22 protein-coding genes and 2 tRNA genes are annotated in these 23,780 nt (G+C 46.3%); 16 read left to right on the forward strand and 8 right to left on the reverse strand.

Features of this window, described 5'->3' with window-relative positions; genetic code table 11:
• From HQM15_01850 to htpX, 7 genes are all read left to right on the forward strand, one after another.
• On the forward strand, positions 1 to 874 hold an 874-nt coding region (locus HQM15_01850), incomplete at its 5' end, for an SUMF1/EgtB/PvdO family nonheme iron enzyme (protein ID MBF0491508.1).
• The gene (locus tag HQM15_01855) at positions 825 to 1,403 is read left to right on the forward strand and encodes an SUMF1/EgtB/PvdO family nonheme iron enzyme (protein MBF0491509.1); all 579 of its coding nucleotides are present in this window, start codon (positions 825 to 827) and stop codon (positions 1,401 to 1,403) included. The genes HQM15_01850 and HQM15_01855, both read left to right, overlap by 50 nt.
• 195 nt (positions 1,404 to 1,598) lie before the next feature.
• Positions 1,599 to 1,856 (forward strand): hypothetical protein, encoded by a 258-nt coding sequence (locus tag HQM15_01860; GenBank protein MBF0491510.1) that lies wholly within the window; start codon positions 1,599 to 1,601, stop codon positions 1,854 to 1,856.
• 73 nt (positions 1,857 to 1,929) lie between these two features.
• Positions 1,930 to 2,379, forward strand: a complete 450-nt coding sequence (locus HQM15_01865; protein MBF0491511.1) for a nucleotidyl transferase AbiEii/AbiGii toxin family protein — start codon at positions 1,930 to 1,932, stop codon at positions 2,377 to 2,379.
• 71 nt (positions 2,380 to 2,450) lie between these two features.
• Positions 2,451 to 4,112: a methylmalonyl-CoA mutase family protein gene (locus HQM15_01870; GenBank protein MBF0491512.1), complete on the forward strand. Its 1,662-nt coding sequence runs from the start codon at positions 2,451 to 2,453 to the stop codon at positions 4,110 to 4,112.
• A 120-nt stretch (positions 4,113 to 4,232) separates the two neighbouring features.
• A complete protein-coding gene (locus HQM15_01875; protein MBF0491513.1) occupies positions 4,233 to 4,640 on the forward strand; it encodes a cobalamin B12-binding domain-containing protein in 408 nt (135 codons plus the stop codon).
• Positions 4,641 to 4,655: 15 nt separating this feature from the next.
• Positions 4,656 to 5,549: a protease HtpX gene (htpX, locus tag HQM15_01880; GenBank protein ID MBF0491514.1), complete on the forward strand. Its 894-nt coding sequence runs from the start codon at positions 4,656 to 4,658 to the stop codon at positions 5,547 to 5,549.
• A gap of 98 nt (positions 5,550 to 5,647) precedes the next feature.
• Here htpX and HQM15_01885 read toward each other — a convergent pair whose 3' ends face one another.
• Positions 5,648 to 8,200 (reverse strand): insulinase family protein, encoded by a 2,553-nt coding sequence (locus tag HQM15_01885; protein MBF0491515.1) that lies wholly within the window; start codon positions 8,198 to 8,200, stop codon positions 5,648 to 5,650.
• 227 nt (positions 8,201 to 8,427) lie between these two features.
• Here HQM15_01885 and HQM15_01890 point away from each other — a divergent pair, with 227 nt between their 5' ends.
• Complete coding sequence (locus HQM15_01890; GenBank protein MBF0491516.1) at positions 8,428 to 9,828, forward strand: TldD/PmbA family protein; 1,401 nt, start codon at positions 8,428 to 8,430, stop codon at positions 9,826 to 9,828.
• A 43-nt stretch (positions 9,829 to 9,871) separates the two neighbouring features.
• On the opposite strand, the gene HQM15_01895 is transcribed toward HQM15_01890, so the two are convergent.
• From HQM15_01895 to HQM15_01920, 6 genes are all read right to left on the reverse strand, one after another.
• Positions 9,872 to 9,945: transfer RNA gene (locus HQM15_01895), tRNA-Arg, on the reverse strand.
• A gap of 20 nt (positions 9,946 to 9,965) precedes the next feature.
• Positions 9,966 to 10,054: transfer RNA gene (locus tag HQM15_01900), tRNA-Ser, on the reverse strand.
• Between the two features lie 163 nt (positions 10,055 to 10,217).
• Entirely contained in the window at positions 10,218 to 11,003 is a 786-nt protein-coding gene (locus tag HQM15_01905; protein ID MBF0491517.1) for a 2-hydroxyglutaryl-CoA dehydratase, read from the reverse strand.
• A complete protein-coding gene (locus tag HQM15_01910) occupies positions 10,991 to 12,208 on the reverse strand; it encodes a 2-hydroxyacyl-CoA dehydratase (GenBank protein ID MBF0491518.1) in 1,218 nt (405 codons plus the stop codon). The genes HQM15_01905 and HQM15_01910 overlap by 13 nt, the downstream gene beginning before the upstream one ends.
• Positions 12,209 to 12,214: 6 nt before the next feature.
• Positions 12,215 to 13,261 (reverse strand): 2-hydroxyacyl-CoA dehydratase, encoded by a 1,047-nt coding sequence (locus tag HQM15_01915; GenBank protein ID MBF0491519.1) that lies wholly within the window; start codon positions 13,259 to 13,261, stop codon positions 12,215 to 12,217.
• 2 nt (positions 13,262 to 13,263) lie between these two features.
• Entirely contained in the window at positions 13,264 to 13,728 is a 465-nt protein-coding gene (locus tag HQM15_01920; GenBank protein MBF0491520.1) for a MarR family transcriptional regulator, read from the reverse strand.
• A gap of 149 nt (positions 13,729 to 13,877) precedes the next feature.
• On the opposite strand from HQM15_01920, the gene pgsA reads away from it, so the two are divergent.
• From pgsA to HQM15_01960, 8 genes are all read left to right on the forward strand, one after another.
• On the forward strand, positions 13,878 to 14,489 hold the full coding sequence (pgsA, locus tag HQM15_01925) for a CDP-diacylglycerol--glycerol-3-phosphate 3-phosphatidyltransferase (protein MBF0491521.1): 612 nt from the start codon (positions 13,878 to 13,880) through the stop codon (positions 14,487 to 14,489).
• Positions 14,490 to 14,711: 222 nt separating this feature from the next.
• On the forward strand, positions 14,712 to 15,206 hold the full coding sequence (locus tag HQM15_01930; protein ID MBF0491522.1) for a cytochrome c3 family protein: 495 nt from the start codon (positions 14,712 to 14,714) through the stop codon (positions 15,204 to 15,206).
• 58 nt (positions 15,207 to 15,264) lie between these two features.
• Positions 15,265 to 18,393, forward strand: a complete 3,129-nt coding sequence (locus HQM15_01935; protein MBF0491523.1) for a TAT-variant-translocated molybdopterin oxidoreductase — start codon at positions 15,265 to 15,267, stop codon at positions 18,391 to 18,393.
• A gap of 117 nt (positions 18,394 to 18,510) precedes the next feature.
• Positions 18,511 to 19,881: a polysulfide reductase NrfD gene (nrfD, locus tag HQM15_01940; protein ID MBF0491524.1), complete on the forward strand. Its 1,371-nt coding sequence runs from the start codon at positions 18,511 to 18,513 to the stop codon at positions 19,879 to 19,881.
• A gap of 2 nt (positions 19,882 to 19,883) precedes the next feature.
• Positions 19,884 to 20,417: a DUF3341 domain-containing protein gene (locus HQM15_01945; GenBank protein ID MBF0491525.1), complete on the forward strand. Its 534-nt coding sequence runs from the start codon at positions 19,884 to 19,886 to the stop codon at positions 20,415 to 20,417.
• A 1-nt stretch (position 20,418) separates the two neighbouring features.
• Entirely contained in the window at positions 20,419 to 21,003 is a 585-nt protein-coding gene (locus HQM15_01950) for a c-type cytochrome (protein ID MBF0491526.1), read from the forward strand.
• Positions 21,000 to 22,190, forward strand: coding sequence for a hypothetical protein (locus HQM15_01955; GenBank protein ID MBF0491527.1), 1,191 nt, complete (start codon positions 21,000 to 21,002; stop codon positions 22,188 to 22,190). The genes HQM15_01950 and HQM15_01955 overlap by 4 nt, the downstream gene beginning before the upstream one ends.
• 39 nt (positions 22,191 to 22,229) lie before the next feature.
• Positions 22,230 to 23,006: an SDR family oxidoreductase gene (locus HQM15_01960; GenBank protein MBF0491528.1), complete on the forward strand. Its 777-nt coding sequence runs from the start codon at positions 22,230 to 22,232 to the stop codon at positions 23,004 to 23,006.
• A 12-nt stretch (positions 23,007 to 23,018) separates the two neighbouring features.
• On the opposite strand, the gene HQM15_01965 is transcribed toward HQM15_01960, so the two are convergent.
• On the reverse strand, positions 23,019 to 23,750 hold the full coding sequence (locus HQM15_01965; protein MBF0491529.1) for a diadenosine tetraphosphatase: 732 nt from the start codon (positions 23,748 to 23,750) through the stop codon (positions 23,019 to 23,021).
• Between the last annotated feature and the right edge of the window lie 30 nt (positions 23,751 to 23,780).

A 23,780-nucleotide genomic window follows, 5' to 3' on the forward strand; every position in this document is an offset into this window, starting at 1 on the left:
TGCAGTTGGAAGTCATCTTCTTCGTAGGGTTGGGCCTCCGTGCCCGACCGCAAATGGTGACGGGCGGCCACAGAGGGCCGCCCCTACGGTAGAATCCCCCAGCTGCCAAGACTTCATCGAATTTGCGCGCCGAACCCCAGAGATTTTGCGTCAAACACAGCTGCAAACCTTGATGCTGGCGATGGGAGCGGTGGGAGGAGGAGCCAGGTCTCGTCCAAGTAGGACGTTTGAGCTTGAAGGATTGAGAGCTCGTCTGGAAGATGCTCGTAATCGATTGGCTAGTGCAGAAAGAAGAGGAGATGAAAGCGATCAAGGTGCTTCTCGTTTGGTGATTCACGAATTAGAACAAAAGATTGCTGGCCTTGAAACTGAAACTGTTCAAATGCTTGCCAAAGCCCACCCTGTAGCTAGTTTGATGAGCCTAGTGTCTGTAAAAGGTGGTAGATTCCGTATGGGAGGAGAGGATGTAGATGCTTATGACGATGAAGACCCTGTTCAAGAAATCACCCTGCCTGGTTTTGAAGTGACCGAGACCGTGGTGACGAATGCGGCCCTTGAACTTTATAGAGAGGCGATGAAAGAAAAGCCTTTTGCTGTGATTGCTACCGAAGCGGAAAACCCTTATTGCTGGGTGATTGGGCGCTTTGCTAGTGAGGAAGCAGCTAGAAGATACGTGGGTGAAGGAAGTAAGGGAAATATTAACGAAATCATTGAAAGTGAATCCGCTGGAAATAATCCAGGAGCTTACGATTTTTTTAGTCAAAGAAGGTTTGTGACGGGTCTTCAAGATGAAAATCTTAAAGACAACCCCAACGGCTTGCAGATTGTCCGAGTGGTTCCCGAAATCTATAGAAAGAGCGAAAAACTTTTTTAGACCCAATCAACCTGCCGCTGAAGTCACTTGGTTTGAGGCCTTGGGCTGTGCCGATTGGCTGGGGCGTGCATTAAGAAGTGGTCTTCCTGGTCGCCTGCCCAGTGCCGCAGAGGCTGAATTTGTGAGACGAGGAGGGATTGATCCTCAAACAAAACAATGCCGCAATTTTAAATATAGGACGAGTGATGGAACGCCACCTAATGGGAGCAATGCCGATTTTGATAGACCCTTTGCAGAAGGCCCGAAGGATGTGGATGCCGTTCCAGTAAATCCCTTAGGCGTAAGGATGAACGGAGTATGGGAATGGTGCAATGGTTGGTATCGAAAGAGTTTAGAGGGGCTGGCCAAGACAACAGCAGGGTTTCCAGATCCGGAAATAATTGATAAATCTATTAGACGCGAGCTGCGGGGTGTTTCCTGGAACCACTTTAGTGCCAGGGACGCGCGAGCGGCCTTTCGGGACAACTGCATGCCTGTTATTCGCTACAGTCTTGCCGGGTTTCGGGCCGTTGTTGTGCCCCAGGACTAATGTTTCCCCTTTGTTTTCTTAACTCTCTGACAGGTAAGCCATTTACTCGTTCCCACGCAGAGCATGGGACCGAGAGGAAAATGCCTCATTTTATAACCAAACAATTGGAATCAAATCCTCTCCTTGCCAAGCCCTGTGCAACCTAGAAGAAGATCTCCTTGATTTCTGCTTAGCGCTAAGCATACAATCAGAGTCATGAATATACATAAACTCGCAAAGGAATTGGGGCGTAAAGGGGGGTTAGCTCGTGCTCAGAAACTTTCGGCCAAGCGAAGAAAAGAAATTGCTTCATTAGGAGGAGTAAGTAAATCTTTATCCCAAAAGGCCAATGAGCGTATTGAGAGCAATTTTCGTTTTTGGGAGACTATGAAAATTTTAAGACCTTCTCAAAAAGTAAAATCTGTTTCTCGTGTGAATTACCGATTACCTGAAATCTATGCCTGTCCAAAGTGATTATTTTGATATCGTAGGGCCTCTCGTTCAAGAATTAGAGGCATGTGCTTTAATGCCAGTCCTTATAGGAGGTGTGGCACTCGTTATTTTAGGTTCTCAGCGTGTGACGAAAGACTTTGATTTTTTAGTTTCGCGCTTAGGTCAACAGGATTTAATTTCAAAAGAAATAGTAAATATTTTTTATAAACATGGTTTTGAATTGGTATCCAAGTTTAACGAGAAGAGAGAAATTATTAGGACTATTGATAATCCTAGAATAGCGGCCCTTCGTTTGAATATGGACGTTCCCGACAGTGCGTTTTTTTATTACCCGAAAAAAGATTTTAAAATTGACCTTCTTTTTGATTTTCCTATCCTTGCTAAGGAAGTGGCAGAGAGGGCAGTAAAAATTAAAGTAAAAAGTTATTCTCTTCGAGTTGCTTCCCCTCAAGATCTCATTCGCCTCAAAGAAATCGCCTATGCCGATCGCAAAAGTGCCGCGGATGCCCAGGATTTAGAGTTCCTACGAAATCTAAAACATTAAAGTGAATCTTCGCTTAGTGGCTAACACAATTGTTGACCGCACTCCCTCAGCCCTGCTAACAGCCCCCGGGCATGGAAAATTCTTCCTCAAACAAATATCAAAACTGGAAACAAAAAACCTCCGAATGGGTCAAAAAACATCCGGAACGCGAGAAAGAATTTGTCTCCATTTCCAATCGTAAAATTGATGCGGTTTATCTTCCTCAAAATCCTGAAGATCCGGAATATCAGGAAAAAATAGGCTTTCCCGGTGAATATCCTTATACCCGCGGAGTGTATCCCAGCATGTATCGTGGAAAATTCTGGACCATGCGCCAGTTTGCGGGTTTTGGTTCGGCACGGGATACCAATCAACGCTTTCATTATCTTTTAGAACATGGACAAACCGGGCTTTCCACGGCTTTTCATTTTCCCACCTTGATGGGTTACGATTCCGATTCTCCCCGTGCGCGAGGAGAAGTGGGGGTTTGCGGGGTGGCCATTGATACCTTGAAGGACATGGAAATCCTCTTTGATAGAATTCCTTTGGATAAAGTGACGACCTCAATGACCATCAATCCACCCGCTGCGGTCTTGCTTTGCATGTACGTGGCCTTGGCGGATCAGCAGGGGATTCCCCGAAATAAAATTGGGGGAACCCTCCAAAACGACATCCTCAAGGAATACATTGCCCAGCATTCTTATGTTTTCCCTCCCCAGCCTTCCATGCGTCTCATTGTCGACACCTTTGAATTTTGTTGCAATGAAGTCCCCAGATTTCATCCCATCAGCATTTCCGGCTATCACATACGGGAAGCGGGTTCTACAGCGGTACAGGAATTGGCGTTTACGATTGCCGATGGCATCGCTTACGTACAAGCTGCGATAGAGCGGGGTTTGAACGTGGATGATTTTGCACCCAAGCTTTCTTTTTTTTGGGATGTACACAACGATTTTTTTGAAGAGATCGCGAAAATGCGAGCGGCCCGTCGCATGTGGGCCAAGATCATGCGCAAACGTTTTGGTGCAAAAAAGGAAAGCTCCTGGCAAATGCGCTTCCATTGCCAAACTGCGGGGGTATCCCTTACCGCACAACAACCTTACAACAATGTGGTGCGCGTCACCTTGCAGGCCCTGGCCGCGGTGATGGGGGGAACTCAGTCGCTGCATACCAATTCGCTGGATGAAACTCTGGCCCTGCCTAGTGATGAGGCGGTGCAGATTGCGCTGCGTACCCAACAGATTATTGCCAACGAAAGCGGAGTGACCTCTACGGTAGATCCTTTGGCAGGTAGTTATTACGTCGAAAAGCTAACCGATGACTTGGAAGCAGAAGCCAATCACTATATTTCCAAGATTGATACCCTGGGAGGTATGGTGCGCGCGGTAGAGCTGGCTTATCCCATGCGGGAAATTGCGGAGGCCTCTTTTAGGTTTCAGCATCAAATCGAAAAAAATGAAAAAATTATCGTAGGGGTGAATGACTTCACCAGTCAGAACGGAACCACTTTGCCCATCTTGAAAATCAATGATCAGGTGGAAAAAGAACAGATCGCCGCCCTTAAAAAAGTGAAGGCCGAACGGGATAACCAGCAAGTTCAAGCCACATTACAAACCATAAAAGCCAAGACGGAGACTTCGGAAAATTTGATTCCTTACATTTTAGAGGCCGTAAAGGCCTATGCCAGTGTGGGAGAAATCATGGGCGTGTTACGGGAAGTTTGGGGAGAGTATCGGGATCCCTGTGTGATTTAAGTTTACTTCCTCCCCTTAAGCTAAGGGGAGGTGAGGAGGGGTTATGGTGCACTTGCACTCAATTGGACCATAACTCCCCCACCCCCCTCTTAGCTTAAGAGGGGGAAATGGAGAAAAAATATGGAACGCAAAATCAGAATTCTAGTCGGTAAACCTGGCCTGGATGGCCACGATCGGGGGGCTAAAGTAGTGGCCCGGGCCTTGCGCGATGCGGGTTACGAAGTAGTTTATACGGGTCTGCATCAGACTCCTGAAATGATTGTCAGCACGGCCATTCAGGAAGATGTGGATGCCATCAGCATTTCCATTCTTTCCGGCGCGCACAATTATATTTTTCCGGAAGTCGTCCAGCAGCTGAAGGATAAGGGGATCACCGACATGTGTATTTTTGGGGGTGGAATTATTCCCGAGGAAGATGTGCTGGAGTTGAAAAAGCAGGGAGTGGCTGAAATTTTTACACCGGGCACACCGCTGACAGGTATTTTAGATTGGGTTTCAAAAAACGTGAAGGCGAGGGAGTTACTTTAAAAAAAGGAGTTTTCTATGGCCTGGATAAAACGCATCTTTCTTTTCGCAGTGGTTAATATTTTGGTGGTATTGACTCTCTCTACGCTGCTGTCTGTCTTGGGTGTACATCCCTATCTCTCAAAACATTATGGGATCGATTATCAGTCACTCGCCATTTTTTGCCTGGTTTGGGGGATGGGTGGCGCCTTGATTTCTCTCGCGCTTTCCCGAGTGATGGCCAAATGGATCATGGGGGTGCAGGTGATTGATCCAAGCCAGGCGACTGGAGAATGGGCAAGTCTTGTGCAGCGTGTCCATCGTCTGGCACAGGCAGCGGGGTTTTCCACCATGCCGCAAGTGGGAGTCTATCAAAGTGAAGAACTCAATGCCTTTGCGACGGGTCCCACGCGCTCACGCGCTTTGGTAGCGGTTTCTACCGGGCTGCTTCGTCGTATGGAGGATTCGGAAGTTGACGGGGTTTTAGGTCACGAAATTACACACATCGCCAATGGCGATATGGTGACCATGACCTTGCTGCAGGGAATCCTCAATGCCTTTGTGATGTTTCTGGCTCGTGTGATCGCCTTTGCGGTCAGTCAAAATGTAAAAGAAGAGTCGCGTTACTGGGTGCGGTTTCTGGTGACCTTTGTTTTGGAAATGACTCTCAGCCTTTTTGGTTTTTTGGTACTGGCCGCTTTTTCAAGGTGGAGAGAATACCGTGCGGATAAAGGTGGGGCTACGTTAGCGGGTCGTCAGAATATGATTTCCGCCCTGCAGGCATTACAACGCTATGTGGAGATTCGTGAATCCAATGAAAGCCCTGCGATAGCGAACTTCAAGATTTCCGGGAAGACCACTTCTTTTCTCTCTTTGCTGGCGACGCATCCTCCTTTGGAACAGAGGATAGAGAGGTTGAGGCAGTATTTGTAATTCACGTTACGCGATATTTTCAATAATCGACTCCGTGGAAGTCCCCTCTCCCCTTGAGGGAGAGGGTTAGGGTGAGGGGACAAATCAAACTTCTGTGCTCACTCCTTCCCCCCCAACACCGCCAGCACATAGCGGTCCAAATCAAAATATTTTTGTGCCACTTTCAAAATATCGTTTTCAGTCACCTTCAAAACTTTATCGGGAAATAGAGCGATTTCTTTGTAGCCCAGTCCGTAAAGTTCGTTGAAGGCCAGCTGCGAATTGAGATGGGAGTTGCGTTGCAGGTCGATCTCAAAAGTACCAATCAAATGTTTTTTGGCGCGTTCCAATTCGGCGGGGCTTACTTTTTCGCTTTGGATTTTTTTCAGTTCACTTTTAATTCCGGCAATGGCTTGTTCTGCCTTTTGAGGTTCCGTGGCAATATAGACGGCGAAAAAGCCGGGCTCCAAACCTTCCTGAGAAAAGCTGGTGACGCTATAAGCCAGGGATTGTTTGTCGCGCAGCTCCATGAACAATCGTCCGCCCTGGCCCGCCAAAATATGGTTGAGCACTTCCATGGCGTAGCGGTCTTTGTTGTAAATGCTAGTTCCCAGAAATCCTAAAACAATATGGGTCTGCATTTTATCTTTGGGGATCCGGCTTTCAATTTTTTGAGCAGGGGCCTGGGGCATATTAAAGGGTGAAGCATAAATCATTCGACTCTTGAGAGGAGATAATTTTTTTTCAAAAAAATCCCTATAAGTTTCCGGATCAAAATCTCCCACCATCGAAAGCACCATGGCTTTGGGATTCAGCATCGTTTGATGGATCTCCAGCAGATCCTTTCGTTTCAGACTCTTGACGGTTTTTTCAGTGCCAATCGCCGGTAAACCGTAAGGATGCTGGGGATAAAGATCTTTCAAAAATCGTTTATAGGCGAGAGAGGCCAGCTGATCTTCTTCCCGCTTGATCGCTTGCAGAATGAGGGCTCTTTCTTTTTCAATTTCTTTCGTGTCAAATTTGGGTTCGAGCAGCAGTTCAAAAAATAAATCAAGAGAATCATCCAGTTTTTCACTCAGAAAATCCCCCTGCAAGCCATCGGCATTTCTTCCGGAAAAGGCGTCGATATTGGCTCCCAGGTTTTCTATCGTAAAGGCAATTTCTTCTGCGCTCTGTTTTTGAGTCCCTTTGGTGAACACCTGAGCAAAGAGATGATGGGCCCCATTATTTTTCGGGTTCTCATAACGCAAACCGCCCAGGTTGCTGAGGCGCAGCGAAACCAGGGGGAGATTTTGATTTTGCTTGAAGAGCAGGCGTATCCCGTTTTTGAGGGTATAGGTCTTGATTTCCGGGGCAGATTTCATCACTTTTTTTGCCTTGGACGAAACCTCGCTCCAGAGGGCATCGATATTGAAATCGCCTTCACGCAACTTGCTTTTTTCGGGCACTAACACGCTGAAATTTATTTTTTCTTTCACAAAATATTTTTCCGCCACTTCATGCAATTCGTCAGGATCGACTTCATCGATTTTTTGGTAATACTTTTTATCGAATAAATAATCGCCCAAAGTGGTTTCAAAATATCCATATTTCCGGGCAATACCTTCCACTGTTTCACGTTCGTAAAAGGCATCGCTCTTAATGTTAAGGCGCGCGCGGGCCAGCTCGGCATGAGAAATGGGATTGTGTTCCAGGGTAAAAAGCTCCTTTATAATTTCCTTGATGGCCTTGATGACTTTCTTTTCCTGGGTGGTAAATCCCACCACAAACAGGCCCTGGCTTTTGGGGGTATAGGCGTAGGAATAAATCGAATCGACCAGACCTTTTTTTTCTTTGATGTGCTGCTCCAGACGCGAACTCAGGCCTTCTCCCAGAAGATGGGAAAGCAGATCCAGCGCCGGCAAATCGCCGTGCGACAGGCTGGGAATGGGGAAGGCCAATTGCACATAGTGTCCTTCAAAATTTTTACGGTTAATCGTCAAGCGTGGGTGGGTCTGCTCTGGTTCGGCATCTTCTATTCTAAAGAGGGCGGCCTGGTCGGAGTAATTTGCAAAAATCTTTTTTATTTTTTCCAAGGCAGTTTTCGAATCGAAATTTCCCGACACCACAAAGACCAGATTTTGCGGCACATACCAACGGTGGTAAAAACTTTGCAGATCCTCTTGGGTAAAGGCCATCACGCTTTCTTTGCTGCCAATGATGGGCCTTCCGTAGCCATGCACTTGGTAAACAGTCTTGAACAGGCTTTCCGAGAGCACTTTGCCCGGGCTATCGTAAGAGCGATTCATTTCTTCGATAATCACCGGTTTTTCGCGTTCCATCTCTACGGCATCAAACAGGGGATTCAAAATGGCGTCGCTTAAAATATCCAGCCCCTCATCAAAATAACGAGAAGAGAGAGTGCAATAATAAACCGTTTCATCAAAGCTGGTGTAGGCGTTGATCTCTCCACCCGCTGCCTCAATGGCCCCGGCGATTTGGCCGGCTGGGCGTTTGGGCGTGCCCTTAAAAATCATGTGTTCGATATAATGGCAGATCCCGGCCTCTTTTTCGCTTTCCACCACGCTGCCTACTCTAAAGCAGGCGTTAAAAGAGACGACAGGGTTTTGGTGCGATTCGATGAGCAGTAGAGTCATTCCATTGGGGAGGATGTGTTTTTGGGGCTTAATCATGTTTTTCCTTATTCAGTCTCGGTTTTTAAGTAGTTAAAGTAAAAGGACTTGAGAGCCCCGAGTTCTTTTCAATCATTTGGAGACGACGCTCGCAAGTTTTTTGTGGGTTCTTTTGTGTTTTATTGCTTACGGTGTATGATGTGCGTAGTACACCTATAAAAAAATTGACATAGACAGGGCTGAGGGTTTGCGTTTAGCGGGGTAGGGAAAACTCGGGGGTCTCAAGCATGATACAAGACTACAATTTATCCGCAATCTTGAAAAAATCCCTCTCCAAAGGAGGTGATTTTGCTGAAATTTATTTTGAACAAAGCCTCAGTAATCAAATTGTCTGCGAACAAAAGCAAATTGAAAAAATTGTCTCCGGTATTGATGTAGGAGTAGGCATTCGCGTTTTGTTCAAGGGGCAAACGGCGTATGGTTACACCAACGATTGGAGTGAGCAAGGTCTGCTGAGCCTTGCTGCGAGAGTTTCGGAGGCCGTGGAGGCCAAATATTTTGACAGGGATTTCGTCCTGCATTCCGTAAAGCCTTCCTGGAAAAATTCACCCTCCAAAAATCCATCCCATTTTGAACTTAAAGAAAAAATCATCCCCGTGTTAAAAGCCAGTGACGTTGCCTGGAAACACAATGAATATATTCAACAAGCCACAATCACTTATCGGGACCTTGAAAAAAAAATTCTCATTGCCAATTCTTTGGGGGAGCTTTGTGAAGACGAACAAATTTATACTGTCTTCTTAACCCAGGTGGTGGCTCAAAAAGACGGAATCCTCCAAACCGGCTACGAAGGCGTGGGAGGCACTTTGGGCTTTGAACTTTTTGATGAACATTGTCCCGAAGAAGTAGCCACCACCGCTGCAGCACAGGCTTATCAAATGTTGCATGCACGGCCAGCTCCTGCGGGAAGCATGCCCGTAGTGCTTGCTGCAGAGGCAGGTGGCACAATGGTGCATGAAGCTGTAGGGCATGGATTGGAAGCCGATTTGGCGATGGAAGGGCTTTCGGTATACCAAAACAAAATTGGTGAACGAGTGGCTTCTTCACTAATTACTGTAGTGGATGATAAGACTCTCCCCTACAAAAGAGGTTCCTTCGTATTTGACGACGAAGGTAGCCCGGCTCAAAAAACCATCCTCATCGATCAAGGGATTTTAAAAACTTATATGCACTCTCGTCTGTACGCCGAAAAAGCAGGCGTGGCTTCTACTGGAAATGGCCGACGTGAATCGTACAAATGTCGACCTATTGTTCGCATGACCAACACAATGATCGCCTCGGGCAAAGAGGATCCCCAAGAAATTATTCACTCGGTTGAAAAAGGTTTGTATGTCAAACGCATGGGCGGCGGCCAGGTAAACACGGTAAATGGCGACTTCATGTTTGAAGTGACCGAAGGCTATTTGTTGGAGAAAGGTAAAATGGGTGAGGCCGTACGCGGCGCTACGCTCACCGGAAATGGACCAGAGATTTTAATGCAGATTGATAAAGTAGGTTCCGATCTAGGCTTCGGCATCGGCACCTGCGGTAAAGACGGCCAAGGCGTACCAGTAGCGGATGCGCAGCCAACTTTGAGAATTCCAGAGATTGTAGTGGGAGGAATTGCATATACCGTACCCATAAAATAAAAAAACACTCAGAGCGAAAACTCTAAGTGTTTGATTTATATGATGCACCCAGCATGATTCGAACATGCGACCTACGGTTTCGTAGACCGTCGCTCTATCCAACTGAGCTATGGGTGCAACAAGACTGTTTTCAGCAACGGAGGAGGAGGGATTCGAACCCTCGGTAAGATTTTCACCCTACGACGGTTTAGCAAACCGTTGCCTTAAGCCACTCGGCCACCCCTCCATTTACGCAAATCTGCGGAAAAAAATACTCTCAGCTACAGCGATAGCCATACCCAAGAATGGTCCAGTTCCCTAACCTTATTTTGTTTGGGTGTTCAAGAAATTTTATTCACTCTATAGAGAACCCTTAGGAACGCAATCCTAAAAATAGAGCCAGCTAAAATTCAAATTGCCCGTTCCCGTGCAATGAGAGCTGCTCCCAGAGCCCCGATGGTATCGGGATTTTCAGGGATGGAAATGTCACGTTTCAAGGCTTCACTCAAGGCCCGGACGACACCGGCATTTCGAGCGACACCACCAGACATGCTGATGGAAAGGCCTTCGATATTGGGGGCAATGCGTTTGACCAAGGTGACGGTTCTGGCCGCGATGGCAGCGTTCAGGCCATTGACAATTTTTCTCATCTCAATCCCGTCGGCGATCAGAGACACCACCTCACTCTCGGCAAAGACGGTACACATACTGCTCAAGGTGCAGGCGTCTTTAATTTCTCCGTGAAACTGACTCATCTCCTCGAGATCAATCTGAAGGGCACGAGCCATGGCTTCTAAAAATCGACCCGTCCCCGCTGCGCATTTGTCGTTCATGGCAAAATCAGCCACACGCCCTGACTTATCAATTCGAATAGCCTTGCTGTCTTGTCCGCCAATATCGATCAAGATTTGAGTTTTCGGAACACGCGCGAGGATGCCTCGGGCATGGCAGCTAATTTCGGTCACCGTGGCCAATCGATCCTCCACGCGCTCACGGCCATAACCGGTCGAAACAATAGCCTTTACATCGGATCGAGAAATACCCGAGGCACGCAACACCTCATCCGTCGCACGAGCGATCGCCTCACGATTTTTTGCGCCTGTAGGAACAACAGAAGACGCCAAGATCCGTTCCTCATGATCCACAAGAACGGCATCACACGATAGACTTCCGATATCGAGACCTAGATAGTACATTGAATCATCTCCAAAAATGCTTCGAGTCGTGTCCGCACCTGACCCTCGGCAAAATTTCTCGAATCAATACAATCGATCTCGAGGTTCAATACCGGAACACCGATCTCCTTGAGCCCTGATTCGATGAGTCCTCGAGCTCCCGTGCCTTGTCGACAACCCCAGTGACAAGGATTGATGGCCCCATGGATCTGATATTTTTTTGCCAGTTTTTTGAGATTCTGGATGCGATATTCGATGGGGCCATTGAAGGGATTCGAGATCGCACGACGGGCCAGTCCTAGATAGGGATCCTCGGGATCAATGGCTTCCCAGGTGATGGAATTGAGTTCATCAATAACAATCGAGGTCTGAAATTTTTCTTCCAACCACGGAATGAGGGGCGTTTTGAACTGGATTCGATTTTGAATCCAAAGGAGACGGATGCGATTTTCTGGCAGAGAAGCATTCTTATTCCGGATTCGTTCTGCGAATTCATCCCGATAGGCCTGCGCAATCTCAATGGCGGCCTGGCTTCCAAAGAGAAGTGACATCGTGACACCAAAGTTTCCCAGATCGCGATTTCTCACCGGTGAAGGCACCTGTTGAGCCAGGGCGAAGACCTCGTTTAAGAGACCTCGTGCCTCGTTGGTACGAACAATCGCCTTGCGCAATCGATCCCGATCCAAACTCTTGCCCGTATGATCGCTGATAAATTTTTCCATTTCCCGCAATTGATCCGCCAGATAACGAACAGCCGGCTCGTCGTTGGACTGAGGGACATGAAGGACAAAGAGATCTCTCTTGAATCCTCGCGCCAATGTCTCCATAGCGGCCACCCCTCCACTACAAGGGGCACTGGAGGCGATCAAAAAGTCTGGTGTGGGAATCATGCCCTTGTGAGCCGCACCAAGCACGGCGCGGTGATAGGCGCACGTATCCAAGGCACAGCCCATGTGCTCCGCTTCATCCAAAAAGGGCGACGCCATTTGAGAAGAGGCCAGGATAGAACCGACAAATTCGATAAAACATGAAGTGACTCCCATCGTGCTTAGAAGATCAAAAGGGACCGTCAGTCCGCACCAGGCAACTTTTTCGTCCTTCGAAAAAAGTCGTGCGCCCAAACGAGCCACTTCGAGGGCAAATCGCTTCCTGCCTTGAGGACGAGGCGAACCTTCTAGCTCGGACTGGAGCCTTGAGACTGTAGATTCAAGAAATTGTTGCATCATAAAATATCACCTCAACATCTCAATAAAAGCCTCGATCCGTGTTCGTTGCTGTCCTACCGATCGCAGGGTGCAATCCCCTTCAAGAATAAGAAAGGGGATTCCTGCATTTTTCAGGACCTCACGAATGGTGGAAAATCGAGACAGATAGGGATCACAAAATTTGACCACATGTCCGATAATCCCCCGCACCTTCGAGGCCCGGGCGCGGGTGACAAGATTATCCGCCATCGCAAGGGGCGAGGCTGAATCAAAGGTTCGGGCGCAAGGGGCTCGTGTCAGGATAGCGCGGGCCAGGCGTTCAAAAATGTCTCCGGAGGAATTCATTTCCAGAGGAGCAAACATCCTTGATCCTGTGCAGAGATCTTCATCAATAATAGTTGCCCCGCAAGATTCGATGATTGAGAAAACCTCTGGATCCGGAAGAATATTTCCAAAGATAAAAAGTGGAATCGGATTAGAACTACGTTCTTTCAGCTCCGCTTGAGAGAGTTCCTCTTTCAAAATACGAAGAGTCTCATCAAGTGGTTCCATCATGGACTGATTGTAAAGCCTTTGTAGCTTGGCGCTCCCGCCTTCAAGGGCAGAGCGTTTCTGACGATCACGAAGTTTCAAAAAAAGATCGGAGAGTGTGGCAAGACGAGCGAGGCTATTTTCAATATCATCGGTTGTAATCTTCCGCCCTCGCCAATCCGACAACAGATCCGCAAGCCGTAACAGTTCACCCTTAAAAAAAGAAAGCGATGGGTTGCTTGCCGTCAGAGGAAGGTCCAAAAGCACGAGGCGATCATTCGGTCGAACATGGGCCCAGGCATCACTGAGACGACGCATCGCCTCGCAACTGTTCATGAAGACAAGCCCCGCGAGCGGAGGGAGATCATTTTCCAAGGCACGATCGAGAATTTTCTTTACGTGAGGGCAGAGGTTATCATGCAGGACGTGACCCGCTCGATCCAGGAATTCTCCAAGAGGAAGAATGCGATAGGGAGAAAAGCCCGCAGCATCAATCAAGGCAAGGGGTGTATAGGCGCAAGCAAATCCGATCTTTTCCGTCATGATCATTTTCCTTGTTGGGCGTTTTTGAGAATGCGACGAAGCACATCTTTAGTCAGGGCCATCTCAGCCTTCGAAATTCCCTGAAAAACCTGGGGCAGAGCTCGGTCCAGCACTTTGAGAACAGGCTTTTGAAGCTTGTGCCCCTTGTCCGTCAACTGGATCAACTGTGCCCGCCGATCTCCAGGGGCCTTGGTGCGCAACACCAATTGATCTCCCTCCATGCGGTCCAAAAGTTCCGTCATCGTCGATGGCTCAAGCCCAGCACGCTGTGCCAGCGCAACCCCCTTCACACCGTCTTGATGCCAAAGACTCATCAAAACTCCCAAATACGCAGGCCGCACCTCTTCCACCCCACCCTCTTGAAGGGCCTTCTTCAGTGCTGACGTCACCAGAAGCGAGACTCGCGAAACCAGGTAGTAGGGGCAATCAGTTAAATTATCGGCAGTGAGCTTTATATTCGAAACCATATAGTATGGAGACGGATTGTACGGATACGAAGTAAATGTCAAGAAAATAGAGAAAGCTGCCCTCTAAAAATTAAACAGGCAGCTACTGAATTTTTTTATCACTTAATTTCATGGACAATCGATGTGAATCTCTCTAAAAAAAATAGGATATGAAATTTTCATTGCCCACCAAGAATGTGTATTTAAATGTCCCAAACTATTTTAGTTTTGCTCGCATTGCCTTTATTCCCTTGGTGATGATTTTCTTGGGCTTTCAGTATCCTCTGCACTCCGAAAAATTCAGTCCGATGCTTGGTGTTATTGCCTCATTTTTTTTCGTATTGGCAGGAATTTCGGATCTCTTTGATGGCTATTATGCCCGGCGAATGAATATCAGTGGTGTTTTTGGAAAGCTGATTGATCCCTTGGCCGATAAATTGATGCATATGGCCGTGATGATCATGTTGATTCCTCTTCAAGAACTCCCCGCTTGGTTGGTGATTCTTTTTTTGTTTCGTGAAATTACGATTACCGCCTTGCGTTCGGTTGCCCTGGAAGATGGTTTTGTGATGGCCGCTGATTATTGGGGGAAAAAGAAGACTGCCTTGCTGAATTGTTCTCTCACTTGTTTTATGCTCCCCCACCGTTTTTTGTGGGCCGATAGCCGGGTCGTAGGCTGGGTGGTGCTCAGTCTGGCACTGGTTGTATCTTTGGGATCAGGAGTGAATTACTTGATGAAATATTTTATCCCCATTGTCGAAAAACAATCCTCTGAAAAATGAATATCATTTTCATTTTTTTGCTAGACAGATTTTTTAGCCCAAGATAAGGGCGTATCCTTTGTACTTTTGGGCTCAATTTTTAAATTTTTTTCTGCGCTTGTTGTGTGTTGAAGTGTCAATACGAATTGCTGGGGCACCTTATCATCGAAAGACAAGCTGCAAGGAGTGTGAGTAGCCTTGAAAAGCAAATTTTCTCCAACCGCTTTGACTCTTATTGTCCTGATGTTACTGGGGATCTTTTTGAATTTTTGGTGGAACCTGGGAAACAGCGTGGGCTATGCACCTGTTCAACCTATTCCCTTCAGCCACAAAATTCATGCAGGCGACAATAAAATTCCCTGTCTCTACTGCCATGTCAATGTCGACAAAGGTCGTCATGCCACAGTCCCTAGCATGAACGTGTGTATGAATTGCCACCTCATGGTTCGATCAAACCCTGATCCTAGCAGCAAAGATTACAGTCCTTATATTCAAGATTTAATTCAACACTATAGGGAAGATAAGCCGATCGAATGGATTAAAGTTCATGATCAACCCGATTTCGTCTTTTTTAATCACAGACCGCATATTGCCAAAGGCTTCGACTGTGCGGCTTGTCACGGCGATGTGAAACAAATGTCGAGGATAGAACAGGCCAAACCTTTGAACATGGGCTTCTGTGTCGATTGCCATAGGCAGAACGGTGGGCCTGTGAACTGTAATACCTGTCATCACTAATAAAGCAGTTACTAGTTGTCAGTTTTTTGTACTTTATGATTTTTTTGGGTATCCTTATATGAGTCAAAACCAAGCGAAATATTGGACGAGTATCGGTCAGCGGCTTCAAACCGAGGCTTATAAGCAAGCTGTAGGAAAAGAATTTTTGGAAGCTCCGGAAAAACAGAATTTGACCGACATGGATAGGCGCTCTTTTCTTAAGGTGATGGGGGCGGGTTTGTTGTTTGCCTCTGCAGCCTGTTATCGTCGACCTGTAGAAAAAATAATTCCTTATGTGAATCGTCCCGAAGAGGTGGTTCCTGGAGTAGCCAATTGGTATTCCTCCACTTGTGGAGAATGCGCGGCTTCTTGTGGAATTGTGGTGAAGACTCGGGAGGGCCGTCCCATTAAATTAGAAGGGAATGAGTTGAATCCCTTGAACCAGGGCGGAATGTGCGCCAGAGGCCAGGCTTCCATTTTAAATCTTTATGATCCGGATCGTCTCAAATTTCCTGTCGCCTTAACGGAGGGCAAAGCCCAGGAAATAAAATGGGCCGATTTGGACCAAAAAATTCAGGCTGCTTTGTCGGAGGCTTCCCAAAAGGGACAAAAGATTTATCTCCTCACAGGAGTGGTGAATAGCCCTTCTACCTTAAAATTAATTTCTGAATTTTCTAAAGTTTACCCTCAAACTCAACAGGTGTCTTTTGATGCGATTGTGCCGGAAGAAGTCTCCCAAGCCCAAAAGTTGGCTTATGGTCCGGCCTTGGCCCCTACTTATAAGATGGAGAAGGCAAAACTGATTTTAAGTTTTGGTGCGGATTTTTTAGGAACCTGGATCTCTCCCGTTCAATTCGCCAAAGATTTTGCAAAAGCTCGTCGAGTGGAAAACGGATCCATGGCAAAATTGGCAGTAGTCGAATCTGTACTTTCTCTCACGGGAAGTAATGCAGACGCCTATTTGGCCGTTTCGTCAGGAGACGAGTTGTGGGTGGCCTTGGGTCTTTTGAATGAAATTTTAGTGCAAAAGAAAGTTTCTCGTTATGCCTCCGAGTTGGGTTTGGCTGTGGCCTTGGCGCCTTACTCTTTAAGTGAAGTTTCCAAAAAAACAGGTTTGAGACTGGAGGCCCTCCAAAAATTGGCGAAGGATCTGCTGGAAGCAGAAGGTGAGGTGCTGGTTTTAGGTTCTGCCCTAAAAGCCAAAAATGCAGTGGCTCTCGAATTGGTGGCGGCCCTGTTGAATTCCATTTTGGAAAGTGATGGGAAAACCGTAGATTACAGGCAAACTTCCAATCAGTCCAAAAGTTCTCTGGTCGATTTACTGGCCTTAATTCAAGACATGAAAGATTCCAAAGTGGGTGCCTTGATTGTGGCTGGAGTCAACCCTGTTTATGTTTTACCGCCTTCTTTAGGTTTTAAGGATGCCCTTAAAAAAATTCCTTTAGTGGTGAGTTTGGCTGATCGTGTGGATGAAACGGCAGAGCTGGCGCATTTTGTTAGCCCTGCTGCCCATTATTTGGAGGCTTGGTCGGATGCCGAGCCGCGCAAAGGTGTTATCAGTATTGCTCAGCCGGTGGTGTCGCCTTTGTATCAAACGCGCAGTTTTCAGGATTCACTTTTAACCTGGGCTAAATTGCCTGCCAAAAGTTGGTATGAATTTTTAAAAGAAAATTGGAAAAATGAAATTTATGCCTCGCATGTGCAGGGAAGAAGTTTTGAAGTCTTTTGGGAGGAGAGCCTAAAAAGCGGTGTGGTGTTAGATGAAAACAGCGGAGACGATTTGCCTAGTCGTCCTTTTACAGTGTCTGCCTTACTTGAAAAAATCCCCGCCCAAATTTCTTCTGCGGGACTGAGCCTTGCTTTCTATCCTTCTTACGCCGTGCTCGATGGTCGTTCTTCCAACAATGCCTGGTTGCAAGAATTGCCCGATCCTCTGTCCAAACTCACCTGGGAAAACGCCTTGTCGGTCTCGGTTAAAAAATCTTCAGAATTATCCTTGAAAGATGGGGATGTGGTGAGGGTGAAAGGGCAGGGTTTTGATTTTGAGGTGCCGGTGATTGTTCAGCCAAAATTATCTACCGAGATGCTGACCTTGGCGATGGGTTATGGGCGTAAAAAAGCGGGTCGAGTTGGTTCGAACATCGGTGTGAATGTGGCCCCTTTCCAAAAAGTGGAAGCAAACTCTCTTGTGTGGACTGGTTTTCCTGTCGAAATTACAAAAACGGGTGCGCATAGTCCACTCGCTCAAACCCAAGGCCATCATAATCTAGAAGTGGGGGAGAGTTCTTTGACGAATGAGCCTGGCAATGAGCTTCCTCTGGCACGAAAAAATGAGGTGATCAAAGAGTTGAATTACGAGGAATATCGAAAAAATCAGGGTCGTTCTGAAGAAGAACAGGAAGGGCCTCTCCCTTCGATGTGGGATTCTCATGAATACAAAACTTATCGTTGGGGGATGGCCATCGACATGAGTGCCTGCACGGGTTGCAATGCCTGTGTCATAGGCTGCCAGTCTGAAAATAACATCCCTACCGTCGGGAAAGATCAAGTGATTCGTGGGCGTGAAATGCAATGGATTCGAATCGATCGTTATTATTCGGGCGAGATCGAGAACCCCGACGTTTCGCACCAGCCCATGCTTTGCCAGCATTGCGAAAATGCCCCTTGTGAAACCGTTTGTCCTGTTCTGGCGACGGTACATAGCGACGAAGGTTTGAATAGCATGGTGTACAACCGTTGCGTGGGAACTCGTTATTGCGCCAACAACTGCCCTTATAAAGTACGTCGTTTCAACTTCTATGATTATGCAAAAAAATTTCTCGAAAAATACGAGTGGAAAGACAACGATTACTCCGGGGATTTTTTAAGTTTTGGCAAGCAACCCAAATATGAGGAATTGGTGAATCTGGTTTTGAACCCCGACATTACGACGCGTAGTCGTGGAGTGATGGAGAAGTGTAGCTTTTGTATGCAACGTATTCGTGATTCTAAAGACAAGGCAAAAGCAGAAAATAGACAAGTTCGAGACGGTGAAATAAAAACCGCCTGCCAACAAACTTGTCCTTCGAACGCCATCGTTTTTGGAAATACAAACGATCCCCATTCAGAGATCTCAAAAATTAGAAAGAATCCACGAGGCTATAGTGTCTTAGAAGAGATTAATGTGAAACCTCAAGTCACGTATTTGAAAAAAATGAGGAATGTTTAAGAGTTTTTTCCTCCCCTTAAGCTAAGGGGAGGTCAGGAGGGGTTATGGTCAATTGCATCCATTTCGCCATAACGCCCCCTAACCCCCTCTTAGCTTAAGAGGGGGGAAAGGAAAAAAATGTCGACACAGGTACTTTTAAATCCACTCGAAGAAGAACCCCTCATTGCCCCCGATAAAATTTACGGGGATGTGACCCACGATGTCTGTAAACCCCTGGAAAGTTTTCCGACCAAGATGTGGTGGATTGCCTTCTTGAGTGCCTTGGTTCTTTTTTCCTTTGGCGCCCGCATGGTGTCCATCACTATTGCCGATGGTATTGGAACCTGGGGTTTGAACAATCCTGTGGGTTGGGCGGTCGACATCACCACTTTCGTTTTCTGGATTGGTATTGGTCATGCCGGAACGCTCATCTCAGCGATCCTGCTTTTATTCAGACAAAAATGGAGAACCGCGATCAACCGTTCGGCAGAGGCCATGACGATTTTTGCAGTGATGACGGCGGGCATGTTTCCGCTCTTGCATACCGGTCGGCCCTGGTATGCCTGCTTCTGGCTTTTCCCTTATCCCAATCAGCGTGGATTGTGGGTAAACTTTAAATCGCCTCTTTTGTGGGACGTGTTTGCGGTGTCTACCTATCTGACCATTTCCCTGCTTTTCTGGTACCTGGGGTTAATTCCCGATATCGCCTCCGTGCGCGATAGGGCAAAAAATAAAATCCGAAGAACCATTTATACGATTCTTTCTTTTGGATGGAGGGGTTCTGCAAGAAACTGGAACCACTATGAAATCGTCTGTCTGATTCTGGCGGGTCTTTCTACGCCTCTCGTGCTTTCCGTGCATACCATCGTTAGCTTTGACTTTGCCGTTTCCATCTTGCCGGGTTGGCATACCACTATTTTCCCTCCCTACTTTGTAGCCGGGGCCATTTTCTCAGGTTTTGCGATGGTGGTCACCTTGCTGGTGATTGCGCGTGAGGTGTTTGGCTTGAAAGACTATATTCAAATCAAGCATCTTGAAAATATGAACAAGGTGATGCTGCTCACGGGCATGATGGTGGGATACGCCTATATCATCGAATTTTTTACGGCCTGGTACAGCGGCAATCTTTACGAACGTTTTATTTTCATCAATCGCGCCACGGGGCCTTACTGGTGGGCCTATTGGACCATGATGACCTGCAACGTGATCTCTCCCCAAATCTTCTGGTTCAAAAAACTGCGTCGCAATTTGGCGGTGATGTTTGTGGTTTCTATCGTGATTAATATTGGAATGTGGTTTGAGCGCTTTGTGATCATTGTCACTTCTCTGCATCGCGATTACTTGCCTGCAAGCTGGGGCTATTATCGAATGACCATTTACGAGGTTGCGATGTTGGTGGGCAGCTTCGGTTTTTTCTTTATTTTCTTTTTGCTCTTCTGTCGCTTCATGCCCACGATTGCCATGTTTGAAGTGAAGAGTATTATGAAGCTAAAAAGTAATGAGGTCTGACTATGAATTTGATGGATGAAGCTCCGGATGCAGGACTTCTGGCCTTATTTGAAAGCCCGGACGATCTTGTGCATGCGATTGAAAAAGTCAAAAAGCAAAGATATCGCAAAGTGGAGGCCTATACCCCCTTTCCCATCCATGAAGTGATTCACGCCTTGGGAATCAAGCGTTCAAAAATTCCCTGGGGAACTTTATTCATGTGTTTGCTGGGAGGGACTCTGGGATTTGGAATGCAGGCCTGGATGAATGGAATCAGTTGGCCTATTAATGTTGCAGGCAAACCTTTTATTTCGGCCCCGGCTTTTGTTCCCATTACTTTTGAGCTTACGGTTTTAATCGGTGGAATCAGTACGGTTGTGTTGCTCTTTTTAATGTGTGGTCTTCCAAATCGTCACAAAGCTGTTTTGGATCATCGGCTCACCGACGATCTGTTTGGTTTGTACGTGGAAAAGTCAGACCCTCGTTTTAATGAGGGGGAACTCCAGGGGATTTTTAGAGATTGTCACGTGAAAGAAATTAAAAATTTTGGCGACTAAAATGAAAACAAAATTTATTAAGATTTTAAGTCTAATGGCTCTGCTTTCTGTCCTGGCCGCCTGCGGAGGCACAAGTGAGAAGCCTCCTTTTGAATATATGGCCAACATGACTAACTCTCCTGCGGTGAAGGCCTACGAAGAGGTTCCACGAAAGCCGGTTGAGGGGACTATCCCTAGAAATTTTCATCCTTATCCTTATACCAAAGAAGAAGGGGACAAAGCGGGTGCCGAGGGGGTGAATCCTTTGCCACTCACGAAAGAGGTTTTCGCGAAAGGCCAGCTGCAATTCAATAGTTACTGTATTGTTTGCCATGGCCCTAAAGGGGAAGGGGATGGTTACATCATTCCTAAATTTCCAAAACCCCCATCTTTACTTTCAGACAAGGTTCGCAATTGGCCGGATGCCAGAATTTACCACGTGATTAGTATGGGTCAAAACCTGATGCCCTCTTATGCAACCCAAATCAGACAAGAAGACCGCTGGGCCGTTATTCATTATGTGCGAGCCTTGCAGCGAGCGGCCAACCCCACAGGTGAAGATATTGCTCTCGTAAAAAAAATGTCGAAGGAAGGAACGCTGCCATGAGTCCAGCCTCAAAATCCCTGAAAAATTTTTCTTGGTCTCCTTGGCTCAGCACTCTTTGGACGCTACTGATCCTCTTGGGTGCTGTTTCCTTTGGCTTTGCCGTGTATGAACACGAAGAGAAAAGGGCTTGGGTTAATTTTCTTTTGAACTATGTGTTTTGGTTTTCCATCGGTTTGTCCGGTGTTTTTTTTGCTGCCTTGCAACATCTGACAGGGTCTTATTGGAGTGTTACCGTGAGGCGCGTTGCAGAATCTTTCTCTGCTTTTTTGCCCTGTGCCTTTGTCTTGTTTTTTATTTTTCTTTTGTTTGGCATGAGTTCTCTCTACGAGTGGCTTGATCCCAAGGCCGTTCAAGCCGATAAATTATTGCTGATGAAAAGCGCTTACCTGAACAAGAATTTCTTCATTGTTCGTCATCTCGCTCTTTACACAGTCATTTTTTTAATGGGCGGTTGGATGATAAAAAACTCGATTCGACAAGATCAAAGTGGGGATCTTCGTCTTACTCGGATAAACGTGAAAATTGCAGCTCCTTTCATGCTTTTCTTTGGTTGGTTATTTACCTTCGCTATTTTTGATTTGGTAATGTCTCTACAGCCCCATTGGTTTAGTACCATCTTTGGAATTTATTGCTGGGCTGGTCTTTTTTACAGTGGCCTAGGCATGCTGGCTTTATGGGTGGTAAATCTCCGCAAAAATGGATATCTGGGGGATTATGTTTCAGAAGACCATCTGCACGATATTGGAAAACTCATGTTCACCTTTATGGTGTTTTGGGCCTACATCGCTTTTTCGCAGTTTGTACTCATCTGGTATGCGAATATGCCCGAAGAAACAGTGTTCTTTTTGAACCGGGCCCGAAACCACTGGAAGTGTCTTTCCTACATTTTGATTTTTTTTAAATTTGTCCTTCCATTTTTTATTTTGGTCTCCAGGCCTTCCAAGCGAAACCCAAAACGGATGGGGATTATGGGTGCTTGGTTTGTCTTGGCCCAATATCTAGATATGTACTGGCTGATCTTTCCGGTTTTTTACCCAGAAAATCCTGTATTTGGTTGGATAGAAATTGGCATCTTTGCTGGGTTTGCGGGTTTGTTTTTTAAGGTGGTTGGAGTAAAGCTAGGCCAGAATTCTGCAGTCGCTGTCAAAGATCCGAGGTTAGAATTGGCTCTACATCACTCTCAATAGTTTTTATTTTTGTTTTTGTATTTTTTGTTGAGGAGCACTATGCCTTTATTAAAAAATAAAACTGCATTCATTACTGGCTCTTCCCGTGGAATAGGGCGGGCTGTGGCTTTGAGACTTGCGGATGAAGGTTGTCACATCTTGTTGCATTACCGACAAAATAGGGAAGAAGCCTTAAAGGTGGAAAAGGAAATTTTAGGGAAAGGGGTTCGGTGTTGGAAATATGCGGCAGATCTTTCGGATTTACAGCAAGTAAAAAGTCTGCACGAGCAGATTAAAAAAGAGCATGCTCACCTGGATATTTTTGTTTCGAATGCTGCCGCCACGGCCTTTAAACCCCTGGAACAAATCAAGGCGCACCATATTGAAAAAACTTTTAACATCACGATTTCTACATTTGTCTTAACGATGAATGCCTTTAAACCTCTTTTTAAAAAAGGCTCAAAAATTATCACGGTGTCCGGAATTGATACCATCAAATATTGTATGAATCACGGTTTGCTGGCGGCAGCGAAATCTGCCTTAGAAATGCTTACCCGCTACTATGCCCAAGAATGGAAGAAGGAAGAAATCTATGTCCAGGGCATAAACCCCGGTTTAGTCGATACCGATTCCATGCAAGTTTATTGGGGGAAAGAATACGAAAAAAAGAAGGCGGAACTTGCCCAGCTTATTCCTCCACATGGGCTCATGCCACCCAAAGATGTTGCTGATCTCATCCTCTTCTTGCTGAGCGATGCAGCCAATTGGATGAATGGTGAAACCCTAGTGGCCGATGCGGGAGTAGGCTTTCAGATGCCTGTGTTTTCGGAGATTTAATCCTTGTAGATTTTAGTCACAATATCCCATCTGAAAAATTTTTCTGTCTTCTAATCTCAGAGCCGTCAGTTCTCTCTTCCAAACACAGCCTGAATCCAACGATTGCCAGTTTTTACCCTGCCTTACTCCGAGAGCGGCCCAATGTCCGAACAAAATTGTAATATTTTTTTCCAATCTCATTTTCATTTCAAACCAGGGCTTAAAGGGCTTTGGACAGGCCTCTGGGGGACCTGAAAAGTCTGGATTTAATACGAGATTTTCATCCAGACAACGCATGCGAGTAAAGATGGCGAATAATTCAGGGAGCATGAATTTCTTTTTAAGAGCAATTTTGGCTTCTTCATTGTGTTGCAGGATTTTCTGAAGATCCCAGCTGGGTAAAATGCCTGCGTGTACCATCAGATAGTTGTTTTCAAAATGTACAAAATCTCGTTCGCTCAGCCAATTTAACCAAAGAGTAGCTTTGGAGGATTCCAAAATGCCTTTAATTGTGTCTCCTTTTTTTTCTTCCCGCTTTCCCCAAAAACGAAAAAGCAGATGGAGCTCATGATTTCCCAATACAACTTCTAAGCGCGTTCGATGTTCGTAAACCCATTGCAGGGTTTCTTTGGAGCGAGGACCTCTGTTCACCAGGTCTCCCGCTAACCAGAGCGTGTCTTTATTCTCATCAAAACGAATGTGCTTCAGCAATTTTTGAAAGGTGTTGAAACAACCTTGAATGTCGCCAATGGCATAAGTGGGCATGAAATTCATTCTCTTGAATTCCGGAAAACA

The organism is Deltaproteobacteria bacterium, assembly GCA_015233135.1.
Lineage (GTDB): Bacteria > UBA10199 > UBA10199 > JADFYH01 > JADFYH01 > JADFYH01.